The sequence below is a fragment of the Erwinia persicina genome, from assembly GCF_014838825.1.
GTDB lineage: Bacteria > Pseudomonadota > Gammaproteobacteria > Enterobacterales > Enterobacteriaceae > Erwinia > Erwinia persicina_A.
The window spans coordinates 157,574-180,652 of sequence record NZ_JACYMO010000006.1 but is presented as its reverse complement, the minus strand read 5'-3'; the positions used below and the strand labels follow the sequence as shown (position 1 = coordinate 180,652).

General features: G+C 57.2%; 22 protein-coding genes and 1 pseudogene. 9 read left to right on the top strand and 14 right to left on the bottom strand.

Annotation, left to right across the window (positions count from 1 at the left end):
- Position 1 precedes the first annotated feature (1 nt).
- Positions 2-640, top strand: coding sequence for a response regulator (locus tag IFU29_RS15715; RefSeq protein WP_191934749.1), 639 nt, complete (start codon positions 2-4; stop codon positions 638-640).
- A 347-nt stretch (positions 641-987) separates the two neighbouring features.
- Entirely contained in the window at positions 988-4,101 is a 3,114-nt protein-coding gene (acrD, locus tag IFU29_RS15710) for a multidrug efflux RND transporter permease AcrD (RefSeq protein WP_191934828.1), read from the top strand.
- Positions 4,102-4,202: 101 nt separating this feature from the next.
- Here the strand turns inward: acrD and ypfM are convergent, their stop codons facing one another.
- A complete protein-coding gene (ypfM, locus tag IFU29_RS15705) occupies positions 4,203-4,262 on the bottom strand; it encodes a protein YpfM (RefSeq protein ID WP_101505280.1) in 60 nt (19 codons plus the stop codon).
- A 278-nt stretch (positions 4,263-4,540) separates the two neighbouring features.
- Positions 4,541-4,735, bottom strand: a complete 195-nt coding sequence (locus IFU29_RS15700; protein ID WP_062744802.1) for a hypothetical protein — start codon at positions 4,733-4,735, stop codon at positions 4,541-4,543.
- 251 nt (positions 4,736-4,986) lie between these two features.
- Here IFU29_RS15700 and IFU29_RS15695 point away from each other — a divergent pair, with 251 nt between their 5' ends.
- The 3 genes from IFU29_RS15695 to IFU29_RS15685 are packed head-to-tail and all read left to right on the top strand — an operon-like array spanning position 4,987 to position 6,699.
- Positions 4,987-5,391: an ArsC family reductase gene (locus tag IFU29_RS15695; RefSeq protein ID WP_191934748.1), complete on the top strand. Its 405-nt coding sequence runs from the start codon at positions 4,987-4,989 to the stop codon at positions 5,389-5,391.
- Positions 5,373-6,500: a succinyl-diaminopimelate desuccinylase gene (gene dapE, locus IFU29_RS15690; protein ID WP_191934747.1), complete on the top strand. Its 1,128-nt coding sequence runs from the start codon at positions 5,373-5,375 to the stop codon at positions 6,498-6,500. The genes IFU29_RS15695 and dapE overlap by 19 nt, the downstream gene beginning before the upstream one ends.
- Before the next feature lie 10 nt (positions 6,501-6,510).
- The gene (locus IFU29_RS15685) at positions 6,511-6,699 is read left to right on the top strand and encodes a YpfN family protein (RefSeq protein ID WP_062744795.1); all 189 of its coding nucleotides are present in this window, start codon (positions 6,511-6,513) and stop codon (positions 6,697-6,699) included.
- A gap of 53 nt (positions 6,700-6,752) precedes the next feature.
- On the opposite strand, the gene ypfH is transcribed toward IFU29_RS15685, so the two are convergent.
- From ypfH to dapA, 6 genes are all read right to left on the bottom strand, one after another.
- A complete protein-coding gene (gene ypfH / locus IFU29_RS15680; protein ID WP_191934746.1) occupies positions 6,753-7,442 on the bottom strand; it encodes an esterase in 690 nt (229 codons plus the stop codon).
- 82 nt (positions 7,443-7,524) lie between these two features.
- Positions 7,525-9,522 carry a tRNA(Met) cytidine acetyltransferase TmcA gene (locus IFU29_RS15675; RefSeq protein ID WP_342214480.1) on the bottom strand — a complete coding sequence of 666 codons (1,998 nt, stop codon included), beginning with the start codon at positions 9,520-9,522 and terminating at the stop codon, positions 7,525-7,527.
- Between the two features lie 6 nt (positions 9,523-9,528).
- Positions 9,529-10,392: a KPN_02809 family neutral zinc metallopeptidase gene (gene ypfJ / locus IFU29_RS15670; protein ID WP_191934745.1), complete on the bottom strand. Its 864-nt coding sequence runs from the start codon at positions 10,390-10,392 to the stop codon at positions 9,529-9,531.
- A gap of 165 nt (positions 10,393-10,557) precedes the next feature.
- Positions 10,558-11,271, bottom strand: a complete 714-nt coding sequence (purC, locus tag IFU29_RS15665) for a phosphoribosylaminoimidazolesuccinocarboxamide synthase (protein WP_191934744.1) — start codon at positions 11,269-11,271, stop codon at positions 10,558-10,560.
- Between the two features lie 160 nt (positions 11,272-11,431).
- Positions 11,432-12,463 (bottom strand): outer membrane protein assembly factor BamC, encoded by a 1,032-nt coding sequence (gene bamC / locus IFU29_RS15660; RefSeq protein WP_191934743.1) that lies wholly within the window; start codon positions 12,461-12,463, stop codon positions 11,432-11,434.
- Between the two features lie 15 nt (positions 12,464-12,478).
- Positions 12,479-13,357, bottom strand: coding sequence for a 4-hydroxy-tetrahydrodipicolinate synthase (dapA, locus tag IFU29_RS15655; protein ID WP_191934742.1), 879 nt, complete (start codon positions 13,355-13,357; stop codon positions 12,479-12,481).
- Positions 13,358-13,500: 143 nt separating this feature from the next.
- Between dapA and IFU29_RS15650 the strand changes: the two genes are divergently transcribed.
- Both IFU29_RS15650 and bcp read left to right on the top strand, forming a co-directional pair.
- Positions 13,501-14,052, top strand: a complete 552-nt coding sequence (locus IFU29_RS15650; RefSeq protein WP_191934741.1) for a glycine cleavage system transcriptional repressor — start codon at positions 13,501-13,503, stop codon at positions 14,050-14,052.
- 68 nt (positions 14,053-14,120) lie between these two features.
- Complete coding sequence (gene bcp, locus IFU29_RS15645; RefSeq protein ID WP_191934740.1) at positions 14,121-14,588, top strand: thioredoxin-dependent thiol peroxidase; 468 nt, start codon at positions 14,121-14,123, stop codon at positions 14,586-14,588.
- A gap of 50 nt (positions 14,589-14,638) precedes the next feature.
- Here bcp and IFU29_RS15640 read toward each other — a convergent pair whose 3' ends face one another.
- The 3 genes and pseudogenes from IFU29_RS15640 to IFU29_RS15630 form a co-directional block, all read right to left on the bottom strand.
- Positions 14,639-15,694 carry an AI-2E family transporter gene (locus tag IFU29_RS15640; protein WP_191934739.1) on the bottom strand — a complete coding sequence of 352 codons (1,056 nt, stop codon included), beginning with the start codon at positions 15,692-15,694 and terminating at the stop codon, positions 14,639-14,641.
- An 82-nt stretch (positions 15,695-15,776) separates the two neighbouring features.
- A complete protein-coding gene (locus tag IFU29_RS15635) occupies positions 15,777-17,387 on the bottom strand; it encodes a sensor domain-containing diguanylate cyclase (RefSeq protein WP_191934738.1) in 1,611 nt (536 codons plus the stop codon).
- A gap of 230 nt (positions 17,388-17,617) precedes the next feature.
- A pseudogene (locus IFU29_RS15630) lies at positions 17,618-17,941 on the bottom strand (DsrE family protein); the annotation flags it as partial.
- Positions 17,942-18,167: 226 nt separating this feature from the next.
- Between IFU29_RS15630 and IFU29_RS15625 the strand changes: the two are divergent.
- Together IFU29_RS15625 and arsC are read left to right on the top strand one after the other, a co-directional pair.
- Positions 18,168-19,631, top strand: a complete 1,464-nt coding sequence (locus IFU29_RS15625; protein ID WP_191934737.1) for a beta-barrel assembly-enhancing protease — start codon at positions 18,168-18,170, stop codon at positions 19,629-19,631.
- An 18-nt stretch (positions 19,632-19,649) separates the two neighbouring features.
- Positions 19,650-20,003: an arsenate reductase (glutaredoxin) gene (gene arsC, locus IFU29_RS15620; RefSeq protein ID WP_191934736.1), complete on the top strand. Its 354-nt coding sequence runs from the start codon at positions 19,650-19,652 to the stop codon at positions 20,001-20,003.
- A 21-nt stretch (positions 20,004-20,024) separates the two neighbouring features.
- Here arsC and hda read toward each other — a convergent pair whose 3' ends face one another.
- The 3 genes from hda to upp form a co-directional block, all read right to left on the bottom strand.
- Positions 20,025-20,732 (bottom strand): DnaA inactivator Hda, encoded by a 708-nt coding sequence (gene hda, locus IFU29_RS15615; RefSeq protein ID WP_191934735.1) that lies wholly within the window; start codon positions 20,730-20,732, stop codon positions 20,025-20,027.
- Between the two features lie 122 nt (positions 20,733-20,854).
- Entirely contained in the window at positions 20,855-22,144 is a 1,290-nt protein-coding gene (uraA, locus tag IFU29_RS15610; RefSeq protein WP_191934734.1) for a uracil permease, read from the bottom strand.
- Positions 22,145-22,312: 168 nt separating this feature from the next.
- Complete coding sequence (gene upp, locus IFU29_RS15605; RefSeq protein ID WP_062744755.1) at positions 22,313-22,939, bottom strand: uracil phosphoribosyltransferase; 627 nt, start codon at positions 22,937-22,939, stop codon at positions 22,313-22,315.
- Between the last annotated feature and the right edge of the window lie 140 nt (positions 22,940-23,079).

Sequence of the window (23,079 nt, the reverse complement as noted above, 5' to 3'; positions counted from 1 at the left end):
CATGGAAGACAACACCGTCAGCGTGATGATTGTCGACGATCACCCTCTGATGCGTAACGGCATTCGCCAACTGCTGGCGCTGGAGCCCCGGTTCAGGGTGATTGCAGAGGTCGGCAATGGTCACGATGCGATAGCGCAGGCGCTGCTGAACCCGCCAGATCTGATCCTGCTAGATTTGAAAATGAAGGGTCTGTCCGGTCTGGAGACGTTTAACGCCCTGCGCGCCAACGGCATACCCGCCCGGATCCTGGTGCTGACGATTTCTGACCAGCGCAGCGATATTTCCGCCCTGCTGGAAGCCGGGGCCAGCGGTTATCTGCTGAAGGACAGCGCCCCGGAACAGCTGCTGTCGCAAATTATCCAGGTGGCAGAGGGGGGCGTCGCGTTCAGCGCGCCGCTTAACGCGCTGCGTGATAACGACAGCTGGAAAGCTGATCCGTTTATTATTCTGACCGAACGTGAGCAGGAGGTGATGAAAGAGGTAGCCTGCGGCCTGTCTAACAAGCAGATTGCCGAAAACCTGACCATTTCGGAGCAGACGGTCAAAGTCCATATCCGCAACGTATTACGCAAGCTGAACGTCCGTTCGCGGGTGGCAGCCACCGTGATGTGGCTGGAGTCGCATCACGCCAGTCTGTAACCACAGGTGCGTTTACCTGTGGCATAATTTACATATTCTCCTCAATTTCTCCACGATTGTTTCGCCGGCGGCGGGTACAGTGGTCCCCTGCCGGAGCACGTTGAATAAATTCATAAATTTGTCCCGTACCGGCCAGAGAGACCGACGGGATATTTGCCCCGAACGCCGCAGGGAACACAGGCACTATTTTGTTATTTTTTGAGGTTATACCCACCATCATCCATCCTGCAGGCTGACGCCAGCCCGTAACGCCCCGCGCGCAGATCGTTATCTGACCGGCGCGAACGGGCGTGCGACGCGCCTGCCGCGGTAACATGATGACGGATATACATGCTGCGGAGCTTGAGATGGCCAACTTCTTTATCGATCGCCCTATTTTTGCCTGGGTGCTGGCAATTCTGATGTGTCTGACCGGGGGTCTGGCCATCGTCTCTCTGCCCATTGAACAATATCCCGACCTGGCCCCGCCTAACGTCCGCATCACCGCCAACTATCCGGGTGCGTCTGCTGAAACGCTGGAAAACACCGTTACCCAGGTGATCGAGCAGAATATGACCGGCATCGATAACCTGATGTATATGTCGTCGCAGAGCAGCAATACCGGCCAGGCAACGATTACGCTGACTTTTGAAGCCGGGACAAACCCTGATGAGGCCCGCCAGCAGGTGCAGAACCAGTTGCAATCTGCGCTGCGAAAACTGCCGCAGGATGTTCAGTCGCAGGGCGTGACGGTCAATAAAACCGGTGATACTAATATCCTGATGGTCGCCTTCGTGTCGACCGACGGCAGCATGGATAAACAGGATATCTCGGACTATGTTGCCAGTAATATTCAGGATCCCCTCAGCCGCATCGACGGCGTAGGCCAGGTGGATGCTTACGGTTCGCAGTATGCCATGCGTATCTGGCTCGATCCCAATAAGCTGATTAACTATGCCTTGACCACCAGCGATGTGGTCACCGCCATTAAATCGCAGAACAGCCAGGTGGCGGTAGGCCAGTTGGGCGGGCTGCCCTCTGTCGACAGCCAGGCGCTGAATGCCACCATCAACGCCCAGTCCCTGCTGCAAAGCCCGGAGCAGTTCCGCGATATCACCCTCAGGGTCAATGCCGATGGCTCCGTGGTAACGCTGGGTGATGTGGCAAAGGTGGAGCTGGGCGCGGAGAAGTATGATTACCTCAGCCGCTATAACGGCATGGCCGCGTCAGGGCTGGGGGTCAAGCTGGCCTCCGGGGCCAATGAGCTGCAAACGGATACCCTGGTCCGCGCCCGTCTTGACGAACTGTCACACTATTTTCCCCACGGGCTGAAGGCGGAGATCGCCTACGAGACCACGCCGTTTGTCAAAGCCTCCATTGAAGACGTGGTGAAAACCCTGTTTGAAGCCGTGCTGCTGGTCTTCCTGGTGATGTACCTGTTCCTGCAAAACTTCCGTGCCACGCTGATCCCGACCATTGCCGTGCCGGTGGTGCTGCTGGGCACTTTTGGCATTCTCTATCTCTTCGGTTACAGCATCAACACGCTCACCATGTTCGCGATGGTGCTGGCCATCGGCCTGCTGGTGGATGATGCCATCGTGGTGGTGGAAAACGTCGAACGTATTATGAGTGAAGAAGGCCTGTCGCCGCGCGAGGCGACGCGCAAATCCATGGGGCAGATACAGGGGGCGCTGGTCGGTATCGCGCTGGTGCTGTCGGCGGTCTTTATCCCGATGGCCTTCTTCGGCGGCACCACCGGGGCTATCTATCGCCAGTTTTCAGTCACGATTGTCTCCGCCATGGTGCTCTCCGTACTGGTAGCGATGATCCTTACCCCTGCCCTGTGTGCCACGCTGCTGAAACCACTGGCCAAAGGCCACCATCACGGCCGCCGGGGATTCTTTGGCTGGTTTAACCGCCTGTTTAACCGCAGCGCTGAACGCTACGAGCGCGGCGTGGGCAAAATTCTGGCCAAAGGGGGACGATGGCTGGTGCTGTATGTGGCGCTGATCGCCGTGATGGCCCTGCTGTTTATTCGCCTGCCCACTTCTTTCCTGCCGCTGGAAGACCGGGGTATTTTCACCACGCAGGTTCAACTGCCGCCGGGCGCCACCCTGCAACAGACCATGAAAGTGGTGGAAAAAGTCGAGAAGTACTATCTGACGCACGAGAAAGACAACGTGCTGTCGGTATTCGCCACCGTGGGTGCCGGCCCCGGCGGCAACGGGCAGAACGTGGCACGTATGTTTGTGCGCCTGAAAGACTGGCAGGATCGCACCGGCAGTGACAATACCGCCTTCGCCATTATTGAGCGCGCCACCAAAGCCTTTGCAAAAATCAATGAGGCGAAAGTGATTGCCAGCAGCCCACCCGCCATCACCGGGCTGGGCAACTCGGCCGGCTTTGATATGGAGCTGCAGGATCATGCCGGGCTGGGCCATACCGCGCTGATGGCGGCACGCAACAGCCTGCTTGAGCTGGCGCAAAGCAACCCGTCCCTGACCCGGGTCCGTCATAACGGTCTGGATGACAGCCCGCAGTTGCGTATTGATATTGACCAGCGGAAAGCCCAGGCCCTGGGCGTGTCGCTGGATGATATTAACGCGACGCTGCAAACCGGCTGGGGATCGACCTACGTCAATGACTTCCTTGACAGAGGACGGGTGAAAAAAGTTTATGTCCAGGCTGACGCTACCTTCCGCATGCTGCCAGACGATATCAGCAAGTGGTACGTCCGCAATGCCAGCGGCGAAATGGTGCCCTTCACCGCCTTTGCCCGCTCTCACTGGGAGAGTGGTTCACCCCGCCTTGAACGCTACAACGGCTATTCCGCCGTTGAAATTGTGGGGGAATCGGCACCGGGCGTCAGTAACGGTGCGGCCATGGACGTGATGGAGAAGTTGGTCAGCCAGCTGCCGGTGGGGATTGGCCTGCAGTGGACAGGGGCATCGCTGCAGGAGCGTATGACGGGCGCACAGGCCCCGGCGCTGTATGCCCTGTCGTTGCTGGTGGTGTTCCTGTGCCTGGCCGCCCTGTACGAAAGCTGGTCGATTCCTTTCTCGGTCATGCTGGTGGTACCGCTGGGGGTGATTGGGGCGCTGGTGGCCACCTGGCTGCGTGGGCTGGAAAACGATGTCTATTTCCAGGTCGGTCTGCTGACCGTGATCGGACTGTCGGCGAAAAATGCCATCCTGATCGTTGAATTTGCCAGTGAGATGAACACCCGCGGCGGCGACCTGGTGGAATCGACCCTGGAAGCATCGCGCCAGCGCCTGAGACCGATTCTGATGACCTCGCTGGCCTTTATTTTCGGCGTCCTGCCGATGGTGATCAGCAGCGGTGCCGGGTCCGGCAGCCAGCACGCGGTCGGGACCGGAGTGATGGGCGGGATGATCTCCGCCACGGTACTGGCGATCTTCTTTGTGCCGCTGTTCTTTGTGCTGGTTCGCCGCCGCTTCCCGCTGAAAGATAAACCCCAGTAAAAAGCAAAAAGGCAGCCTGTTACGGGCTGCCTTTTATAACGGAAGTGACTGAAGGTAAAGCAGTTTGATACGGTCGCCTTGCTTTTTTTGTCTGAAACGCATTACTTGCGTAACATCGCTTCAATAAAGTCTTTCCAGTTCCCCAATTCTAAATCAATCATAATAACCTCTCTTTTTTTGTCTTTTCATTTTAAGAGTATTCCTAAGCAAAAGAAAGATCGGGATCCCAATTACTGCCATCGGTAAAATGAGTTAAACGAAAATTCGATGAAACTGTGCTATGCCGCACAGTCTGTAGGTGATGATTTCTCAGGGGATTATTAGCGGTAGCATAATTAAGAGGCTTCGTATATCCGGCAGGCGCACCTGAATACGCCAGACAACCACTCTTCCACCGTCTCAAGAGGAACATCGACCCCGGGCGGGGCCGGATGATTCACTATTTCAGAATGATGATTTTATCGTAACCGCCGCTTTCACTGTCGATGTGCGTTTTCGCGTCGGGGTGATCGCGCATCACTGCGTCAACGATATGAGCAAAATCCTCACAGCGGGTTTCTTTTTTACGCTTCAGTACGATCGTGGACTGGGTTTCTTCTACCGTATGCGCGGCCGACTCTTTCATGTAATTCATCGCTCCCCTCCTCTTAATCACGGGCTCTCTACCCTTCTCATCGTGCTCGTCGCTATTGTCCTGCATTGAGCTCATCCGAATATAGATGAATCCCACAAAAAACAGAAGGGTACACAAGTCTGACTTTTACCGGCAACGCATCAAACGTCCTTCCTGGCACCTGAGTTTCATCATCTCAAGGGCTGTCTGCCGGCGCTATCCACTGTAAACTGTAACCCGTAATTATCAGCCGGCACAGGAAACGGATACCGATGACAGAACAGAGCCCGAAAAATACCTTTACGATGTATGGCATCAAGAACTGCGACACCGTTAAAAAAGCCCGGAAATACCTGGAAGCGAGTGACGTGAACTATCTGTTTCATGACTACCGTGCAGACGGATTAGAAGCAGATTTGCTGCAGCGCTTTATCGATGTTCTTGGCTGGGAAGCCCTGCTCAACACGCGCGGCACTACCTGGCGCAAGCTGGAAGAGTCGGAACGTAAGGCAGTGGATAATCCGGCAGCGGCACTGACGCTGATGCTGTCGCAGCCAGCCATCATCAAACGCCCGTTGCTCTGCGCCGCAGACGGCTCTATGCTGCTGGGCTTCAGTGAAGGTACCTATTCGTCGTTTATTCAGGAGAAGTCATCATTATGCACTGTCCGGTCATAGAGCTGACGCAGCAGCTTATTCGTCGCCCCTCCCTCAGCCCTGATGATGCCGGTTGCCAGGCTATTCTGATTGCCCGTTTACAGGCGCTGGGTTTTACCGTTGAACCGATGAACATTGGCGACACCCTGAATTTCTGGGCATGGCGCGGCGAAGGGGAAACGCTGGCCTTTGCCGGTCATACCGACGTCGTACCGACCGGGGATGCCAACCGCTGGATCAATCCCCCGTTTGAACCGGCTATCCGCGACGGGATGCTGTTTGGCCGCGGTGCCGCCGATATGAAAGGGTCGCTGGCCGCGATGGTTGTGGCCGCGGAACGTTTTGTTGCCGCCCATCCGCAGCACAAAGGGCGTCTGGCCTTTCTGATCACTTCCGATGAAGAGGCCAGCGCCGCCAACGGCACCGTAAAAGTCGTGGAAGCGCTAATGGCCCGCAACGAACGCATGGATTACTGCCTGGTGGGCGAGCCGTCCAGCACTGAAGTGGTCGGCGACGTGGTGAAAAATGGCCGTCGCGGGTCGATTACCGCTAACCTGACTATTCATGGCGTCCAGGGCCATGTGGCCTACCCGCACCTCGCCGATAATCCGGTTCACCGCGCCATGCCTGCGCTGAATGAGCTGGTGGCCAGAGAGTGGGATCGCGGTAATGAATTCTTCCCGCCGACAAGTATGCAGATTGCCAACGTACAGGCCGGGACCGGCAGCAACAACGTGATCCCCGGCGACTGTTTTGTGCAGTTTAACTTCCGTTTCAGCACCGAACTGACCGATGAGATGATCCGGCAGCAGGTTCAGGAACTGCTCGATCGCCATCAGCTGCGCTACACCATAGAGTGGAAACTCTCCGGTCAGCCGTTCCTGACCTCACGCGGTAAGCTGGTTGATGCGGTGGTTAACGCGGTTGAGCACTATAATGAGATCAGGCCGCAGCTGCTGACTACCGGCGGCACCTCTGACGGGCGCTTCATTGCCCGCATGGGGGCGCAGGTGGTGGAATTAGGCCCGGTCAACGCCACCATTCATAAAATCAATGAGTGCGTGAAAGCCGCCGACCTGCAGCTTCTCAGCCGCATGTACCAGCGGATCATGGAACAGCTGATCGCATAAAGGTGAAATGATGGAATTTATAAAGCACTACTGGTGGATCCTGGTGATCCTGCTGATGATTGGCATTCTGATGAACGTTTACAAAGATCTGAAGCGCATCGATCATAAAAAGTTTCTCGACAACAAGCCAGAACTCCCCCCACATCGTGATTTTAACGATAAATGGGATGATGAAGACGACTGGCCGAAGAAGAAATAATTTCCTCCCGATTCAGGGCCGACCGGAAAACACGGTCGGCCCTGACACGCTAATCACATCAGTGCAATCACATCATCATCGCCCGGTTTCGCACCGCTGAGTGCTTCGTCAAAATAACGACGCGGTACGGTAAACTGCAGGCGTTCGAGCGCTAAGCGCATCGCCCGCTCGTCGATGGCATGCGGCAGATCGTCGATGATATCCAGCGTCACATCACCGCCCAGCGCTGACAGCCGCTCTTCCGCCGCAACCGCGTGCGTCAGCGGCAGCACGGTATCATTATCGCCGTGGATCAGGTGGATAGTGGTGCGCGTCCCGGCCTGGTCGGGCAGCGTGGCATACCGGCCACTAAAGGCCACTACCCGCCCTGCCAGTCCCGGCTGCACCTTAATCGCCTCCAGCGCCATCGTCGCACCCTGAGCAAAGCCTATCAGGGCAGTTGCCCGCGCGTTGACCCCACTCTGCTGCTGCCAGTGGCGAACGCTGGCGATAAAACCATCCATTGCGCCATCAACCTGCTGCTGATGACCGTCCGGCACGGACGGCATATACCAGTGAAAACCCCCGTCAGCATCCGCCTGCGGTCCGCCGATGCTGACCACCAGCGCCCGCGGGAAGGCCCCGGCAAACCAGTGACCAATCTCACCCATTGCCACTGGATTATCGCCGGCAGCGTGATACAGCAAAAACAGCTGCGTCGCGGGTAACGAGGGGGTCTGAACAACAACATGGGGAAATTTCATGGTGAACTCCTTAAGCTATTGCCGGGATCATACGCCCCTGCTGGCTGAAGAACAGGGGGTATTTTTGATGAAGACGGTGGATTTATTGTAATGAGATGACCCACTGCTGGTGCCGCTGTGCCCGCAGCGGGTCCTGCGCCATCAGTCCCTGCCGGGCCTCCTGTCGCCAGGCAACCAGCAGCGCCTTACGCCCGGACAGCCGGAACCGGGTGCAGATCTCCGCCGGGGAAAGCCCCTCAGCGATGGCCGCACGCAGCAGCGGCAGGGCTGAGAAAACCGTACCAGTCAGTCTTCCCAGTGCGGCATAGCTGGCCTCAAACGACCGCTGTGCCCAGGCAAAACCGGACAGCTCCAGCCAGTCATCGTCGGTCAGCGTCAGATCATCATCGGCGGGCAGGGGCAGCGCCTGTGAGCCCGACTGGCGGTGCAGCCAGCCCGCATTTCGTGCCAGACGTCGGGCGGCAGAGTCAGCCAGACGTTCTCCGGCCGGGCTGAGAGGCAGGATGGCCATCGCCGTATAACAGCCGCTGCTGGCCTCCCGCTGGGTGCCGAAGCGCACCAGCTGAAAACCACAGCGCTGCCAGAAACGCCACAGCGGGTCGGTAAAACCAAAGCTGACGGATAAAAAATCCAGTTCCGGGGTAAGCTCCTGACAGCAGGCGACCAGCCGCTGACCGCAGCCCTGCCCGCGCAGCGGTGCCGCGACCGCAATCCGACTGATGCGCCGTGAACGCAGCTGGGGGGCGTCGATCTCACCGGCATGGGCCGCCAGTGACTGGGCAACCAGGCTACCGCGCGGGCGGCGGGTACCGGCCCAGATGGCGGCAGACAGCCCGGCGGAAAGCCCCCCCTCGTCCACCAGCCATAGCGCCCCCTGAACGCTGTGCTCCTGTACGGCGGCAATAAAGTGCATCCCTGGCGCATCCATCATCCGCCGCAGATCGAGCGGTGAGGTACGATAGTGTGCGCTGGTCAGCAGCTGGTAGACCGCTGCCATCCGAGCGGGCTGGCGTACCCAGTCTGCCTGTTCCAGCGGCTGACAGGCCAGTGGCCCCGCCTGCGGAGGGGCAACGGCATCGTCAAACAGCAGGGCCTCCGCCACGATCCGCTCCAGCGGATCGTTCGCCGCCCAGCGCAGGGGAGCGTCCAGCCGGTAATGCGTCACGTCCGGCAGACCGGCACAGAATTTCAGCATAAAGCCGCGTCCGGTCCCCTCATAACCCTGAACGGTGGTGGCCAGCAGGACGCGGGGGAAAAGGGCCACCAGCCGCTGTAACAGCGGGGCTGGAATGGCCGCCGCCTCATCAACCAGCAGCCAGTCAACGCCGGGGACAAGCTCCTGAGCACTGGCCAGCAGGCGATCCGGTGCAACAAAGTGATAGCGATCTCCGGCAAAGCCGGCGAGTACGTCCGTGGCGGCACGGGCGGGCGCGGTGACCAGACAGCGTCCGGGCCAGCGGGCGGCCAGCATACCGGCCAGCGCGGATTTTCCCCGGCCACGGGCGGCGGTCAGCGCGTAAATACCCGGAACAGCATTGATCAGCCGATCGAGCATCCGCTGCTGTTGCTGGCAATCGGTCTGCCAGTCCGGGGGCAGCGGGACGGGGGAGATCTTCAGAGAATGGGACTGACGCCAGTTAACCACGCCAGGATCGGTCAGCAGCAGCCGCTGAAAGCGCTGAACAAAGCGCGGAGTGGCACAGGGTTGCTCACCATCAACCCAGCGCAGTGAATCGGCGTCGGGCCGCCCCGCCCAGCTATCCCACTCCGGCAACAGCAGCAGCAGCCAGCTTCCGGCACGCAGCGTGCCTGCCAGTGCGGCAAAGGCTTCGGCATGAAAACCCTCGCGGGCGTCAAAAACCGCATGGTGGTACTCCCGACCCAGCAGCGTGCGCAGGGCCTGTGGCTGGCAGTGCAAGGGGGCAGCCGCGTCACTGCCCACCCACAGCCAGTCCCCGGGGAGCTGCGCCATCAGCCCGGCGGCCTGCTGCGCACACCATGCCGGTTCCCCGCTGAGGGTCAGTAAACGGCGGCAGCCCTGCCGCTGATGAACGGCAGCCGCCGTGACAAGCTCATTCACGCCGCATCAGCCTGCAAAGGTATTACACTGGCCGGGATTACCGCTGTCGAAACCTTTCTTGAACCAGGTATAACGCTGCTGTGAGGTGCCGTGTGTAAAGCTGTCCGGCACGACCCTCCCCTGGCTGCGCTGTTGCAGCCGGTCATCACCGATCGCCTGAGCCGCATTCAGCGCGGACTCAAGATCCCCGGTTTCCAGCACGTTTTCCTGCTGCATATAGTGGCCCCAGACGCCGGCAAAGCAGTCCGCCTGAAGCTCCATTTTCACCGACAGCTGGTTTACCTGCGTACGTGACGCGCCCTGCTGCATCTCGCGCACTTTTTTATCAATGCCCAGCAGGTGCTGTACGTGGTGTCCGACCTCATGGGCAATCACGTAGCCCTGGGCGAACTCACCGCCGGCCCCCAGTTTGTGGGTCATTTCGTCATAAAACGACAGGTCAATATAGACTTTACTGTCTGCCGGGCAGTAAAACGGCCCCATCGCCGACTGGCCGCTGCCGCAGGCGGTGGCCGTCTGATTGCGGTACATCACCAGCGTCGGGGGCTGCCACGTTTTATCCATCTGCCGGAACAGCTTTTGCCAGGTATCTTCCGTCAGCGCGAACACCGTACGGGTGAACTGCGCGGCCTCATCCTCTTTCGGCGTGGTCTGCCGCTGCTGCTGCTGAGCCGTCGGTGCGGCGGAGCTGCCATCCCCGGTCAGCAGCGGCGTCAGGTCATAGCCATAGTAGCTGGCGATGGCCACGACAATCAGCAGAGCGATGCCCCCTTTACCACGAGGAATACGTATGCGCCCACCGCCAACCGTCCCGGATTCATTACGGCGATCTTCCACATTGTCGCTTTCGCGACGCCCTTGCCAGCGCATAAGTGTTTGCTCCAAATTAATAACGACAACCCGTGTGTCGATTTTAGTCGGATGCCGCAGGGAAAACCAGAAAACACGGGAATTGAGAGGATGAGGTGAAAAAGGCCGGGCAAGCCCGGCCTTTCGGCAGTCAATAGATCGTGAGGGCGTTAACCCTGGCGGGGATCAGTCGAGAGTGACACCCAGACGTCTGGCCACTTCTTCATAAGCTTCAATCAGGCCGCCAAGGCTCTGACGGTAGCGGTCCTTATCCATCTTGTTCAGCGTTTCTTTGTCCCACAGGCGGGCACCGTCCGGCGAGAACTCATCACCCAGCACCACTTCACCGTTAAACAGACCGAACTCCAGCTTAAAGTCGACGAGGATCAGACCAGCATCAGAAAACAGCTTGCTCAGCACGTCGTTGGCCTTGTAAGTCAGCTCACGCATCCGCGCCAGATTCTCTCTGTTTACCCAGCCGAAGGTTTCACAGTACGACTCATTGACCATCGGGTCGTGTTTGGCATCGTCTTTGAGGAACAGATCAAACAGCGGCGGATTGAGGATCATCCCCTCTTCCACACCCAGACGCTTGACCAGCGATCCGGCCGCACGGTTACGGATAACACACTCGACCGGCACCATATCAAGCTTTTTCACCAGCGCTTCGTTGTCAGAGAGCAGGGCTTCCATCTGCGTTGGGATCCCGGCTTCCTGCAGTTTTGTCATAATGAAATAATTGAACTTGTTGTTAATCATTCCCTTACGGTCAAACTGTTCGATACGCTCACCGTCCAGCGCTGACGTATCGTTGCGGAATTCGAGTACCAACAGATCCGGGTTTTCGGTGCTGTAAACGGTTTTCGCTTTGCCGCGATACAACTCAGCTTTTTTCTGCATCTTGTTTAACTCCAAACGATATAAGTGTCACTATCAGGCTGGCAGTGCCAGCCCGTTAAAATTTTGCCTGGCGGAATTATATGTTCCAGGGATAAAAAACCGAAGCAATCGTTTACGTCGACCCAATAAAAAAAGGCCGGAGTCTCTCCGGCCTTCTGGCTTACTTGCTGAATGCGGCCTGGAACACCGCCACCAGCGCATCATTTTGCGCCTGGGTAAGCGGATGACCTTTCGGATCGAGGAACTGCAGGCTGCTACGGTTATCCAGGTCACCGACCTGCACTTTGTAGTCACCGTTGTTCAGTTCCGGGTCTTTCGCACCCAGTTCGTCAAAGGTACTGCTGCCTGGCGCTTTGTAGGTGACGTTCAGGCTGCCCTGTGAACGGTTGCTGTCAGTCACTTCCATGCCAACACGTTTCATCGTCGCGGGCAGACGTTGCCACACCACATTGAACGGCGCACGCAGGATCAGGTTAGGCAGGCCGGTATCATCGGCACCGCTCTGAACGTCAATCTGGCTTGGGCTGCGGCTGGCCGCGGCATTTTCACGCCCGGTTTCCATCTTATCCAGCCCTTCGCTGATGGCATTGACCATCTGCGCGGTATAGCGCTGGATCTGAACCGGAGAGGTTACAGCTTTCTCCTGCTGTTGCAGCTCCAGCAGTTTCACCGTCAGCGCCTGCTGACCGCCCTGCTGCTGTACGCTTAACTGATAACGGCCACGATACTGGTTGTCTTCATCTGCACGGTTCCACTGAACCCAGTCGGTCGTCAGGGACTGACGGGCGTCCTGACGGTCGGCGATCGGGTATTTGGCCGCCTGTACCACATCAACTACCTGTGGCCAGAGAGAGCCGCCGCGTGAATCGACCAGCAGTGTGCCGGTATTGCCCGCGAACTGGCTACGGGTACCGTTCATCAGGGCCAGCGTCTGAGCCGGAGGACGAATATCCAACTGCTTACCCACCTGCCCTTTGCTGCTGACGGAAGGTATATCAAAGTCGCCATTCTGCAGCGGCAGGATCATGCCCGCAGGGGCACGCAGATCGCTGAGATCGGCAGCCTTCAGGTAGGATTCGTCACCGCTCACCTGACGCTTGTAACGTTGATCGTTAGAACATGCTGCCAGCAGCATCACTAACGACAGTCCCACCACTTTTGCTACCGTGGACTTTTGTACTGAGTAAGCCATTAATTCTCCCTAAATTTAAAGCAGGCCAGCGTTTTTCAGTGCCAGCTCAACAACCGGACGACCTGCATCGGTCAGCGGCGTCATTGGCAGACGCAGCGTATCGGTTGCTATTAATCCTAATTGTTTTGCAGCCCATTTCACCGGAATAGGATTCGGTTCAACAAACAGTTTCTGATGCAGGTGCATCAGGCGCTGGTTCAGAAGGCGCGCTTCAGCAAAGTTTCCCTGCCGTGCCAGCGCACAGAGGTCAACCATTTCACGTGCGGCGATGTTTGCCGTCACGGAAATTACGCCGTGCCCGCCCAGATGCATAAAGTCCAGTGACGTGGCGTCATCGCCGCTCACCAGCACAAAATCTTCATTTACCTGCTCTTGGATCTGACTAACCCGCGATAAGTTCCCGGTCGCCTCTTTGATTCCGATAATATTTTTTATTTTAGCCAGGCGGCCGACGGTCTCGGGCAGCAAATCTGTACCAGTACGTGACGGTACGTTATACAGCATCTGCGGAAGATCGGTACTTTCGGCGATGGTTTTGAAATGCTGGTACAACCCTTCCTGGGTGGGGCGGTTGTAATAAGGTGTGACGGTCAGGCAGCCTACGACGCCCGATTTTTCGAAGCGTTTAGTCAGAGAGACGCCTTCAGCGGTGGCATTTGCACCGGTACCGGCAATAATCGGAATACGACCATCTGCCAGTTCCAGCGTCAGCATCACCACGTCACCATGTTCGTCATGGCTGAGGGTGGCAGATTCGCCGGTCGTTCCTACAGAAACAATTGCCGCGGTTCCGCTGGCAACATGGTAATCAATCAGTTTTTTCAGACTCGCACGGCAGACATTACCTTTGTCATCCATCGGCGTTACGAGTGCAACAATACTTCCCGTGAACATTAGCCATCCCCTCGACAAACAAGTGCTTCATGGTACGTTTGTCCGAGCAGTAAAAGCAAGCGCATAGGGCGGCTCAAGCGCTTGTCAGCAGTTTTTTTTATGTTTACCTTATAGTTATTAGATTTTAGACAGGAAGCTTGATTTTGCCGCAGTCATCGCCACACCATCTGGTCATTACCGCCCTGGGGGTCGACCGCCCCGGGATTGTCAATGCTATCACCCGACATGTCAGCAGCTGTGGCTGTAATATTGAAGATAGCCGACTGGCCATGCTGGGCGATGAGTTTACCTTTATTATGCTGCTGTCCGGCAGCTGGAATGCCATTACGCTGATTGAATCCACCCTGCCGTTAAAAGGGGCGGAGATGGAACTGCTGATCGTGATGAAGCGTACCAGCGCCCGGACCACGCCGCCGATGCCGGTCACCGTATGGGTACAGGTTGAAGTTAACGACTCCCCACACATCATTGAACGTTTTACCGATCTGTTCGATTCGCAGCAGATGAATATCGCCGAACTGGTCTCCCGTACGCAACCTGCAGAGGAAAATCAGCCGCCGAGGCTCTATATTCAACTGACCGCACACAGTCCGGCCAGCCAGGATGCGTCTTTTATTGAAATGGCGTTCAACCGACTCTGTACAGAGCTGCATGCTCAAGGCACTATTAAGGCAGTTTCTCATCACGGCGCGTAACGATGCCCACCCGCGAGAGAAAGTGCGCAAATTTTCCCCTAGCATGATGATAAAAACGGAGAGTAGTGATGAATCCACTGAAAGCCGGTGATACCGCACCGAAATTTAGCTTGCCCGATCAGGACGGTGAACAAGTAAATTTGACCGACTTCCAGGGACAGCGCGTTCTGGTCTATTTTTACCCGAAAGCGATGACGCCAGGCTGTACGGTCCAGGCTTGTGGTCTGCGTGACAGCATGGATGAGCTGAAAAAAGCCGGGGTTGACGTCTTGGGAATCAGCACCGATAAACCAGAAAAACTGTCCCGCTTCGTCGAAAAAGAGCTGCTGAACTTCACCCTGCTTTCAGATGAAGACCACCAGGTCTGTGAGCAGTTTGGTATCTGGGGTGAAAAAACCTTTATGGGCAAAACCTATGACGGCATTCACCGCATCAGCTTCCTGATTGGCGTGGATGGCAAAGTGGAGAAGGTCTTTGACGACTTCAAAACCAGCAATCACCACGATATCGTGATGGATTACCTGAAATCCGCTTAATTATGTCCGGGTCGACCTTTCCGGTCGACCCGTAACAAGGTCAGCGGTGACTATTTGGCCAGCTCATCCGGCCAGGCATGTACTACCGCTTTCACCAGGGTGGCCAGCGGAATGGCAAAGAAGACGCCCCAGAACCCCCATAAGCCGCCAAAAACCACCACCGATAAGATAATCACCAGCGGGTGCAGATTCACCGCCTCCGAGAACAGCACCGGCACGAGGATGTTGCCGTCCAGCGCCTGGATGACCAGATAGATCACCATCATGGTCCAGAAGTCACCGGATAATCCCCACTGTCCCAGCCCGACGCCAATCACCGGGATGGTTACCACCATCGCCCCGATATAGGGAATAAGCACCGACACCCCAACCAGCACCGCCAGCAGCAGCGCGTAGTTCATGCCAATGGCGAGGAAGCCCACCCAGCTGACCACGCCCACCACGACCATTTCCAGCACCTTACCGCGAATATAGTTAGACACCTGCTGATTCATCTCTACCCAGACCTGGCCCGCCAGGCCGCGATTACGCGGCAGCACGCGGCGGATGGCATTCAGCATCTGCTCTTTGTCCTTCAGCAGGAAGAACACCATCAGCGGCACCAGCACCAGATAGATCGCCAGCGTCATCAGCCCCACCAGCGAGGCGAGAGAGTATTTCACCAGCTGATCGCCCAACCCGCTCAGGCGGCTGCGCAGGTTTTCCACCACAATATCAATGATGCCGGCCCCCATCAGGGTGGGGAAACGGTCAGGCAGCCGCATCGCGTACTGATACAGCCGGGTCAGCATGGTGGGCAACTCATGGGCCAGATTGATCCCCTGCTGCCACGCCACGGGAACCACCACCAGCATCAGGATCAGCAGCAACGTGGCAAAGACGATCAGCACCAGCGTGACGGCCCAGGTGCGTGAACAGCCCAGCCGCTCCAGCCGCACCGTTGGCCATTCCAGAAGATACGCCAGCACCAGCGCCACCAGCAGCGGTGCCAGCAGGCCGTTAAAGAAAAACAGTATGCAAAAAGCCGCCAGCAGAATGGCCAGCAGCGCAATCGCCTGGGGATCGCTGAAACGACGGCGATACCACTGCATTAAAAGTTCGAGCATGGGAGTCCTTGCTTGAAAAAGATGGGAAGAGTGTATCTGATACGGCCCGTTCTTGCGTCATGCCGTCACGGGCGTAGAAACATCAGTGCGGCAAGACCTGCGCCACGGCAGCGGTTTCGCCGATATCGGGGGCAACGATCACCTGATTGCGCCCTGCATTTTTTGCCTGATAAAGCGCATCATCGGCCTGTTTGAAGGTGGGATCCATACTGCCGTCACGATCCGGCTGCCAGAACGCCACCCCCACCGAAACGGTAATATGGCCCACCCGATCCAGCGTTAGCTGTTCGATGCGCTTGCGCACCCGTTCAGCAATCACTGTCGCCACTTCACGATCGGCCGCGGGCAGGATCATCAGGAACTCCTCTCCACCGTTGCGGCAGATCACATCCGTCTGCCGGGCCCCCTGCTCAAGCTGACGTGCTACGGTCTGGATCACCGCATCCCCGGCATCGTGTCCGAAGGTATCATTGACGCGTTTAAAATAGTCGATATCCAGCGCCAGCACCGCAAAGGGCTGACCAGTCGCCAGAAAATAGTCCAGTACCGCATTCAGGCCCCGCCGGTTGAGCAACCCGGTCAGCGGGTCCGTCTGTACTTCACTCTTCAGCCGGCCGATTTTGTCCTGCATCAGGGCAATGCCGGCCAGCATGGCGCGCTTAATCTGCGAGGCTTCATAGTACCAGGAGCGGATGCCGTTAATTTCTTTCGACACATTTTGCGTATCCATCTGGCTGGCCTTCCGGGCCAGCTGCCACAGCGGCAGCGCGATGCGCTGCGCGAGGATCAGCGCAATAATCAGCGTCAGCAGGGCGAAAGGCACCGAATGCTTGAGCACTTTCAGCAGCAGGCTGTTGAGCGGTGCCAGCGTCACCTCCGCTGGTTTAAGCGTGACGATTGTCCAGCCTGCCGTCGGCACGTTAGCAAACCCCGCCAGCATCCGCTCACCGCTTTCCGTCGTTACCTGCTGATTACCGTTGCTGGCGCGGGCGCGCACTGCCGCGCTGATCAAAGGATCGATGGTTTTCCCTACCTGCTGACGGTCCTGGTGATACAGCACCTGATTTTTACCATCAATGACGTACAGGGACGATCCGTCGCGGTAGAACTGCTCGCCGAGCAGAACGTTAAGAATGCTTCTTTTTTTCAGGTAGATAGAGCCGCCGACATAGCCCAGATAGGTGCCAGTTTTCGACCAGATGGGCCAGGAGACAAACACCAGCAGATTGTTCGCTGCGGACATGCTGGGCTGGCTGATCAGCGGCTTACGCTCACGCAGGGCCTGCTTCGTGGCCGTGGAGCTGAGATGCATGCCTTTCAGCATCAGAGATTCCGGTGAAATTGCCCGCACCCAGCCGCTGGCATCGACAACCACCACGGAGTTAAAACTGTTCGTTTGCTCACGCAGGCGATCGACTTCATCCTGCAGGGTCGCGTCATTATCCAGACCGTTCCCCAGCACTTTGGCGCTGTAGGAGAGCTGCGACTGCGCCAGCTGGAAAAACACTTCAGTGGTAGACGCCAGTTTAGTGGCGTAAACCCGGTTTGACTCCAGCGTATTTTCGATAAGCACATCGCGCTGTACCCGCCAGCTGGCGTACAGTGAGTTAGCGAGGGTGATCACAATACTGGCGACCGCCAGCAGGGTAATGAGCGTGCGCAAATCCGTTTTGGGGCGCGAAAGCCTCAGCATGGACTCACCCCGGTGAGTAACATCATTATCAGCGCCTTATATTTTTTATGCGCGTTATGCCCAAAGAGCGAATAGAGGTTAAGTACGATTTATGCCCTGGTAAAGCACGGGCCAATTGTACACCTCTCAGCCGATTTGGGAATATTCTGAGGCCTTCAGAGCCAATAATTATTTCACTTAAGACAGGAAAGTTTGCGCAGGGAGGCGGGCCGGCGGCTCGCTGAGAAGAATTACATCGACAGGAAGGCGTAGCCCTGATTTTCAAGCGTGGAAACCGTTGTCGGGCTGGGCAGCGCGTGGGTAACCGATTTATCAATCCAGTCGCTCTTATAGTGGTGGAAGGCGACAGACCGATCGCAGACGGACACGTCGACCCCTTTTTCCCGCAGCGCGGCAATCAGCGGCAGGTTGGGATTATCCCTGCCGAACAGTCGGTGGTACTGTGCGTTGTTCAGCATGGCGGGCGTGCCGTCACCGGTGACCGAGACCACAAACTTCAGTTTTTCTGCCGGCACCCCGGAGGCCACGTACAGGTTGACCACCCGCGCAACACGCACCTCCTCTTAAAGCGCGCAGCAGGAGGCAATCCTCATCACGTTCAGTTTTTTACGGCAAGATGGCTTACCGTACGCAGTACGGGGCGCGCGGGGTGACATTAAGCCATTTCATTCGCCCCGGGCTGTGGTTAAGATGGGGAATGCGTGCGTTGCTTTTACGCGCCAAGAGAACATTTCGGCACGTTGCCGGTCAGAAACTGGACTTCCTTGTTAGGGTTTGCGTATGTTCATCCGATTAAAGAAAAGCCTGCTGGCGACGCTGATGGTTACACTGCTGGCGGGCAGTCAGCTTCCGGCCCATGCTGATATCAGCGATAACCTGCCGGATATTGGTACAACTGCAGGCGGTACGCTGTCGATTAATCAGGAACTGGCGATGGGCGATTTTTATGTTCGTCAGCTGCGTGCCAGCGCACCCATCATTAACGACCCCCTGCTGAACCAGTACATTAATCAATTAGGCCAGCGCCTGGTGAACCATGCCTGGTCGGTTAAAACGCCCTTTCATTTTTATCTGATCCGCAACGATGAGATTAACGCCTTTGCCTTCTTTGGCGGTAACGTGGTGCTTCACTCCGCGCTGTTCCGCTACAGCGATAACGAAAGCCAGCTGGCCTCGGTTATGGCACACGAAATTTCTCACGTTACCCAGCGCCATCTGGCCCGCGCCATGGAAGAGCAGCAGCGTAATGCCCCGCTAACCTGGGTCGGTGCGCTCGGGTCAATTCTGCTGGCGATGGCCAGTCCGCAGGCCGGTATGGCGGCCCTCAGCGGCACCCTGGCGGGGGCCCAGCAGGGCATTATCAGCTTTACCCAGCAGAACGAACAGGAAGCCGACCGCATCGGCATCCAGGTATTACAGCGTGCCGGATTTGACCCGGAGGCGATGCCGGACTTTCTGCAAAAACTGGCCGACGCCTCCCGCTTTGCCTCTAAGCCCCCCGAAATGCTGCTGACGCACCCGCTCCCCGACAGCCGGCTGTCAGATGCCCGTAACCGCGCCAATCAGATGAAACAGGTTGTGGTGCAGTCATCGCAGGATTACTACATGGCGAAAGTCCGGGCGCTGGGCATGTTCTCTACCGGGCAAAACCAGCTCACCAGCGACCTGCTGACCAGCCTGACCAACGGCAACAGCCGTGAGCAGGCGGCGGCGTTGTATGGTAAAGCGGTGCTGCTGCTGGGGGAAAGTAAATACCAGGAGGCCAGAACCATCATTGCGCCGCTGCTGGCGAAACAGCCGGACAATATCTGGTATCTGGATATCATGACGGATATTGATATCGGGCTGAAGCAGCCGCAGCAGGCGATCAATCGTCTGCTTGCCGCTAAAGGCGTAAACACTAATCCGGTGTTGCAGCTTAACCTGGCGAATGCCTACGTCGAGGCTAAACAGCCCGCCAGTGCCAGCAAAGTCCTGTACCGCTACACCTGGGCAAATAAAGACGACCCGAACGGCTGGGGCCTGCTGGCACAGGCTTCTGCCGACCAGGGCCTCACCGATGAAGAGCAGGCGGCACGGGCGGAGGATCTGGCATTAAGCGGTCAGCTTGATCAGGCTATCCGCAGCCTGAGCAGCGCCAGCGCGGCGGTACCGCTGGGCAGCCTGAAGCAGGCGCGCTATGACGCCCGTATTGACCAGCTTCGCCGGCTGCAGGAACGTTTCCGCCAGTACCAGAAATCGTAACGACAGAAAGGGAAAACCATGTCTGAGGTGCAGATTTACCACAACCCGCGCTGCTCGAAGAGCCGCGAAACCCTTGCCCTGCTGAAAGAACACGGCGTGGAGCCGCAGGTGATCCTCTATCTGCAGACGCCGCCGAAAGTGGCAACACTCAGCAGACTGGTGCAGCAGCTGGGATTCACCAGCGCACGCCAGTTGATGCGGACGAAAGAAGTGCAATATAAAGCGGCAGGTCTGGACGACCCGGCTCTGACGGAGGCGCAGCTGCTGACCGCACTGGCGGCGGAGCCGACGCTGATTGAACGTCCGATCGTTGTCGCTGGGGATAAGGCACGCATTGGCCGGCCCCCGGAGCAGGTGCTGGCGATCCTGTGATCGCCAGAACGAAAAACGGCGCTAGAGGGTTAGCGTCTCTTTGACGAAAGGAATGGTCAGCTTACGTTGGGCGCTGATTGAGGCCTGGTCGAGCTGATCCAGCGTCACAAACAGCGTACGCATTTCGCGATCGAGCCGTTTCAGCAGGAAGCGGCCCACATCTTCAGGAAGCTCAAACCCGCGCAGCTTCGCCCGCAGCTGTAACGCCTGCAGTTTGTCCTCATCTGACAGCGGCTGCAGCTTATAGATCTGCCCCCAGTCCAGACGCGATGCCAGATCGGCCAGCTTCAGATTAAGCTGACGAGGGGGACGATCTCCGGTGATCAACAGCCGCGTTTTCCCGGTCTCCAGGATACGGTTATAAAGATCGAAAATCGCCATTTCCCACGGTTCATCCCCGGCAATACACTCGATATTATCGATGCAGATCAGCGCAAGCTGCTCCATGCCGTCGAGCACTTCGGGGACAAACCAGGTGCGTTTATCCAGCGGAACATAGCCCACGGCTTCCCCCCTGGCTGACAGTTCAGCACAGGCGGCATGCAGCAGATGGCTGCGTCCTCCCCCTTCGCGGGACCAGAAGTAAAAGTAGCTACCGTGTTGCTGATGCAGTGCGCCCTGAAGGGCAGCCAGCAGCGACGGATTTTCCCCCGGCCAGAAGCTGGCAAAGGTTTCGTCGTCGGGCAGGTAAAGTGGCAGTGAGAGCTGTGCCGGCGTGTTCAGATTCACCTCAGGGTTTGAGCAGGCAGAAAACGGTAAAATTCTAACACAACTCGCCCGGGATCATGAAACGCTAAGGCTGTCTGACCGGCAGGTTAGCGAGGCAACCGTGGTGGCTGCCCCGATCAGACTTACTTCGCGCCGTTACCGTCGTCCGGCAGCTCGATCACTTCTTCTTCGCTGCGCAGCAGGGAAATCGCTTTAAAGATCAGACTGAGCCCGATCCCGACGACGGTGGCCAGGGCCATGCCTTTCAGTTCTGCGGCACCAATATGCACTTTCGCCCCGCTGACGCCGATGATCAGGATCACCGAGGTCAGGATCAGATTCTGCGCTTTGTTGTAATCGACTTTTGATTCGATCAGCACGCGGATCCCCGATGCGGCTATCACTCCGTACAGCAGCAGCGACACCCCGCCCATCACCGGCACCGGCACGGCCTGAATAGCCGCAGCCAGCTTGCCGACGCAGGAGAGCAGGATCGCCAGAATGGCCGCGCCGCCGATCACCCAGGTACTGTACACCCGGGTGATCGCCATCACACCGATGTTTTCGCCATAGGTGGTATTCGGCGTTGAACCGAAGAAGCCGGAGAAGATGGTCGAAATACCGTTGGCAAACATGGAGCGGTGCAGGCCCGGATCTTTCAGCAAATCTTTCTTCACGATATTGGCCGTCACCACCAGATGGCCAATATGCTCGGCAATCACTACCAGCGCCGCAGGCAGGACGGTAAAGATGGCATACCATTCAAAACGCGGGGTGTAGAAGGTCGGCAGGGCGAACCAGTGCGCCTCACGCACTGGCGTCCAGTCGACGATGCCCATGCCGAAGGAGAGCGCATAGCCCACCAGCACCCCCACCAGAATCGGGATGATGGCCAGAAAACCCCGGAACAGCACCGAACCAAACACCGTCACCCCCAGCGTGACCATCGAAATAATAATGGTTTTACTGTCAGCTGCGCTGCCATCGGCAGGGAGAAGACCCGACATATTGGCTGCGACGCCAGCCAGTTCCAGGCCGATCACGGCTACAATCGCGCCCATCGCGGCGGGTGGGAACATCACATCCAGCCAGCCGGTACCCGCTTTCTTGACGATCAGCGCTACCAGGCAGAACAGCACACCGCACATGATAAAACCGCCCAGCGCCACTTCATAGCCCAGCGGCAGCAGCAGCAATACCGGGGAAATAAAGGCAAAGCTGGAGCCAAGATAGGCCGGAATTTTACCTTTGCAGATAAACAAGTACAGCAGTGTACCGATTCCGTTGAACAGCAGCACGGTGGCCGGATTGATATGGAAGAGGATGGGTACCAGTACCGTCGCGCCAAACATAGCGAACAGATGCTGGAAGCTGAGTGGAATAGTTTGCAGCAGCGGTGGCCGCTCGTGTACGCCAATTGCGCGACGCGTCATGATTTCATTACCCCTTGAGTTTTCTGAGCCATAAAAAAACCGACTCTATGGTCGGTTTGTTAATAAAAATAATGTATTACCGCAAAATTTCTGCCGCTGCAGGGATCGGGCAGACCAGGCGTTATTGTCGCCGACGGTACAGGCAGGGACAATCGCCTGGCACATCGTTTATTTCGTCCCGAAGATCTTATCGCCGGCATCGCCGAGGCCAGGGATGATATACCCCTTCTCGTTCAGGCCCTGATCGACGGAGGCGGTGTAAACTTCAATATCCGGGTGCGCTTTTTCCAGCGCAGCCAGCCCTTCCGGTGCGGCCACCAGCACCAGCACCTTAATGCTGCTGCAGCCGGCTTTCTTCAGCAGGTCGATGGTGGCGATCATTGAGCCGCCGGTGGCCAGCATCGGGTCGACGACCAGCGCCATACGCTCTTCAATATTGGAAACCAGCTTCTGGAAATAGGGAACCGGCTCCAGCGTCTCTTCGTCGCGATATACGCCGACCACGCTGATACGTGCGCTGGGCACATGTTCCAGTACACCTTCCATCATGCCCAGGCCCGCACGCAGGATCGGCACAACGGTAATTTTTTTACCTTTAATCTGCTCAATCTCAACCGGGCCGTTCCAGCCTTCGATGGTGACGGTTTCGGTTTCTAAATCGGCAGTGGCTTCATAAGTCAGCAGACTTCCCACTTCTGACGCAAGTTCACGGAAACGTTTGGTGCTTACGTCATGTTCCCGCATCAGACCCAGTTTATGTTTGACCAGCGGGTGTTTGACTTCCACGATCTTCATTGTTGTACTCCCGGAGTGTTAAGCTGCAAAAAAAATCGCGAGATTATAGCGCCATTTAACCGCTGCGCCATATGACTTCGTGCAATACTTTTCATCTCTCCTGCAAGCCCCCTAAGAATTAGCTAAAATCTGACTATCCG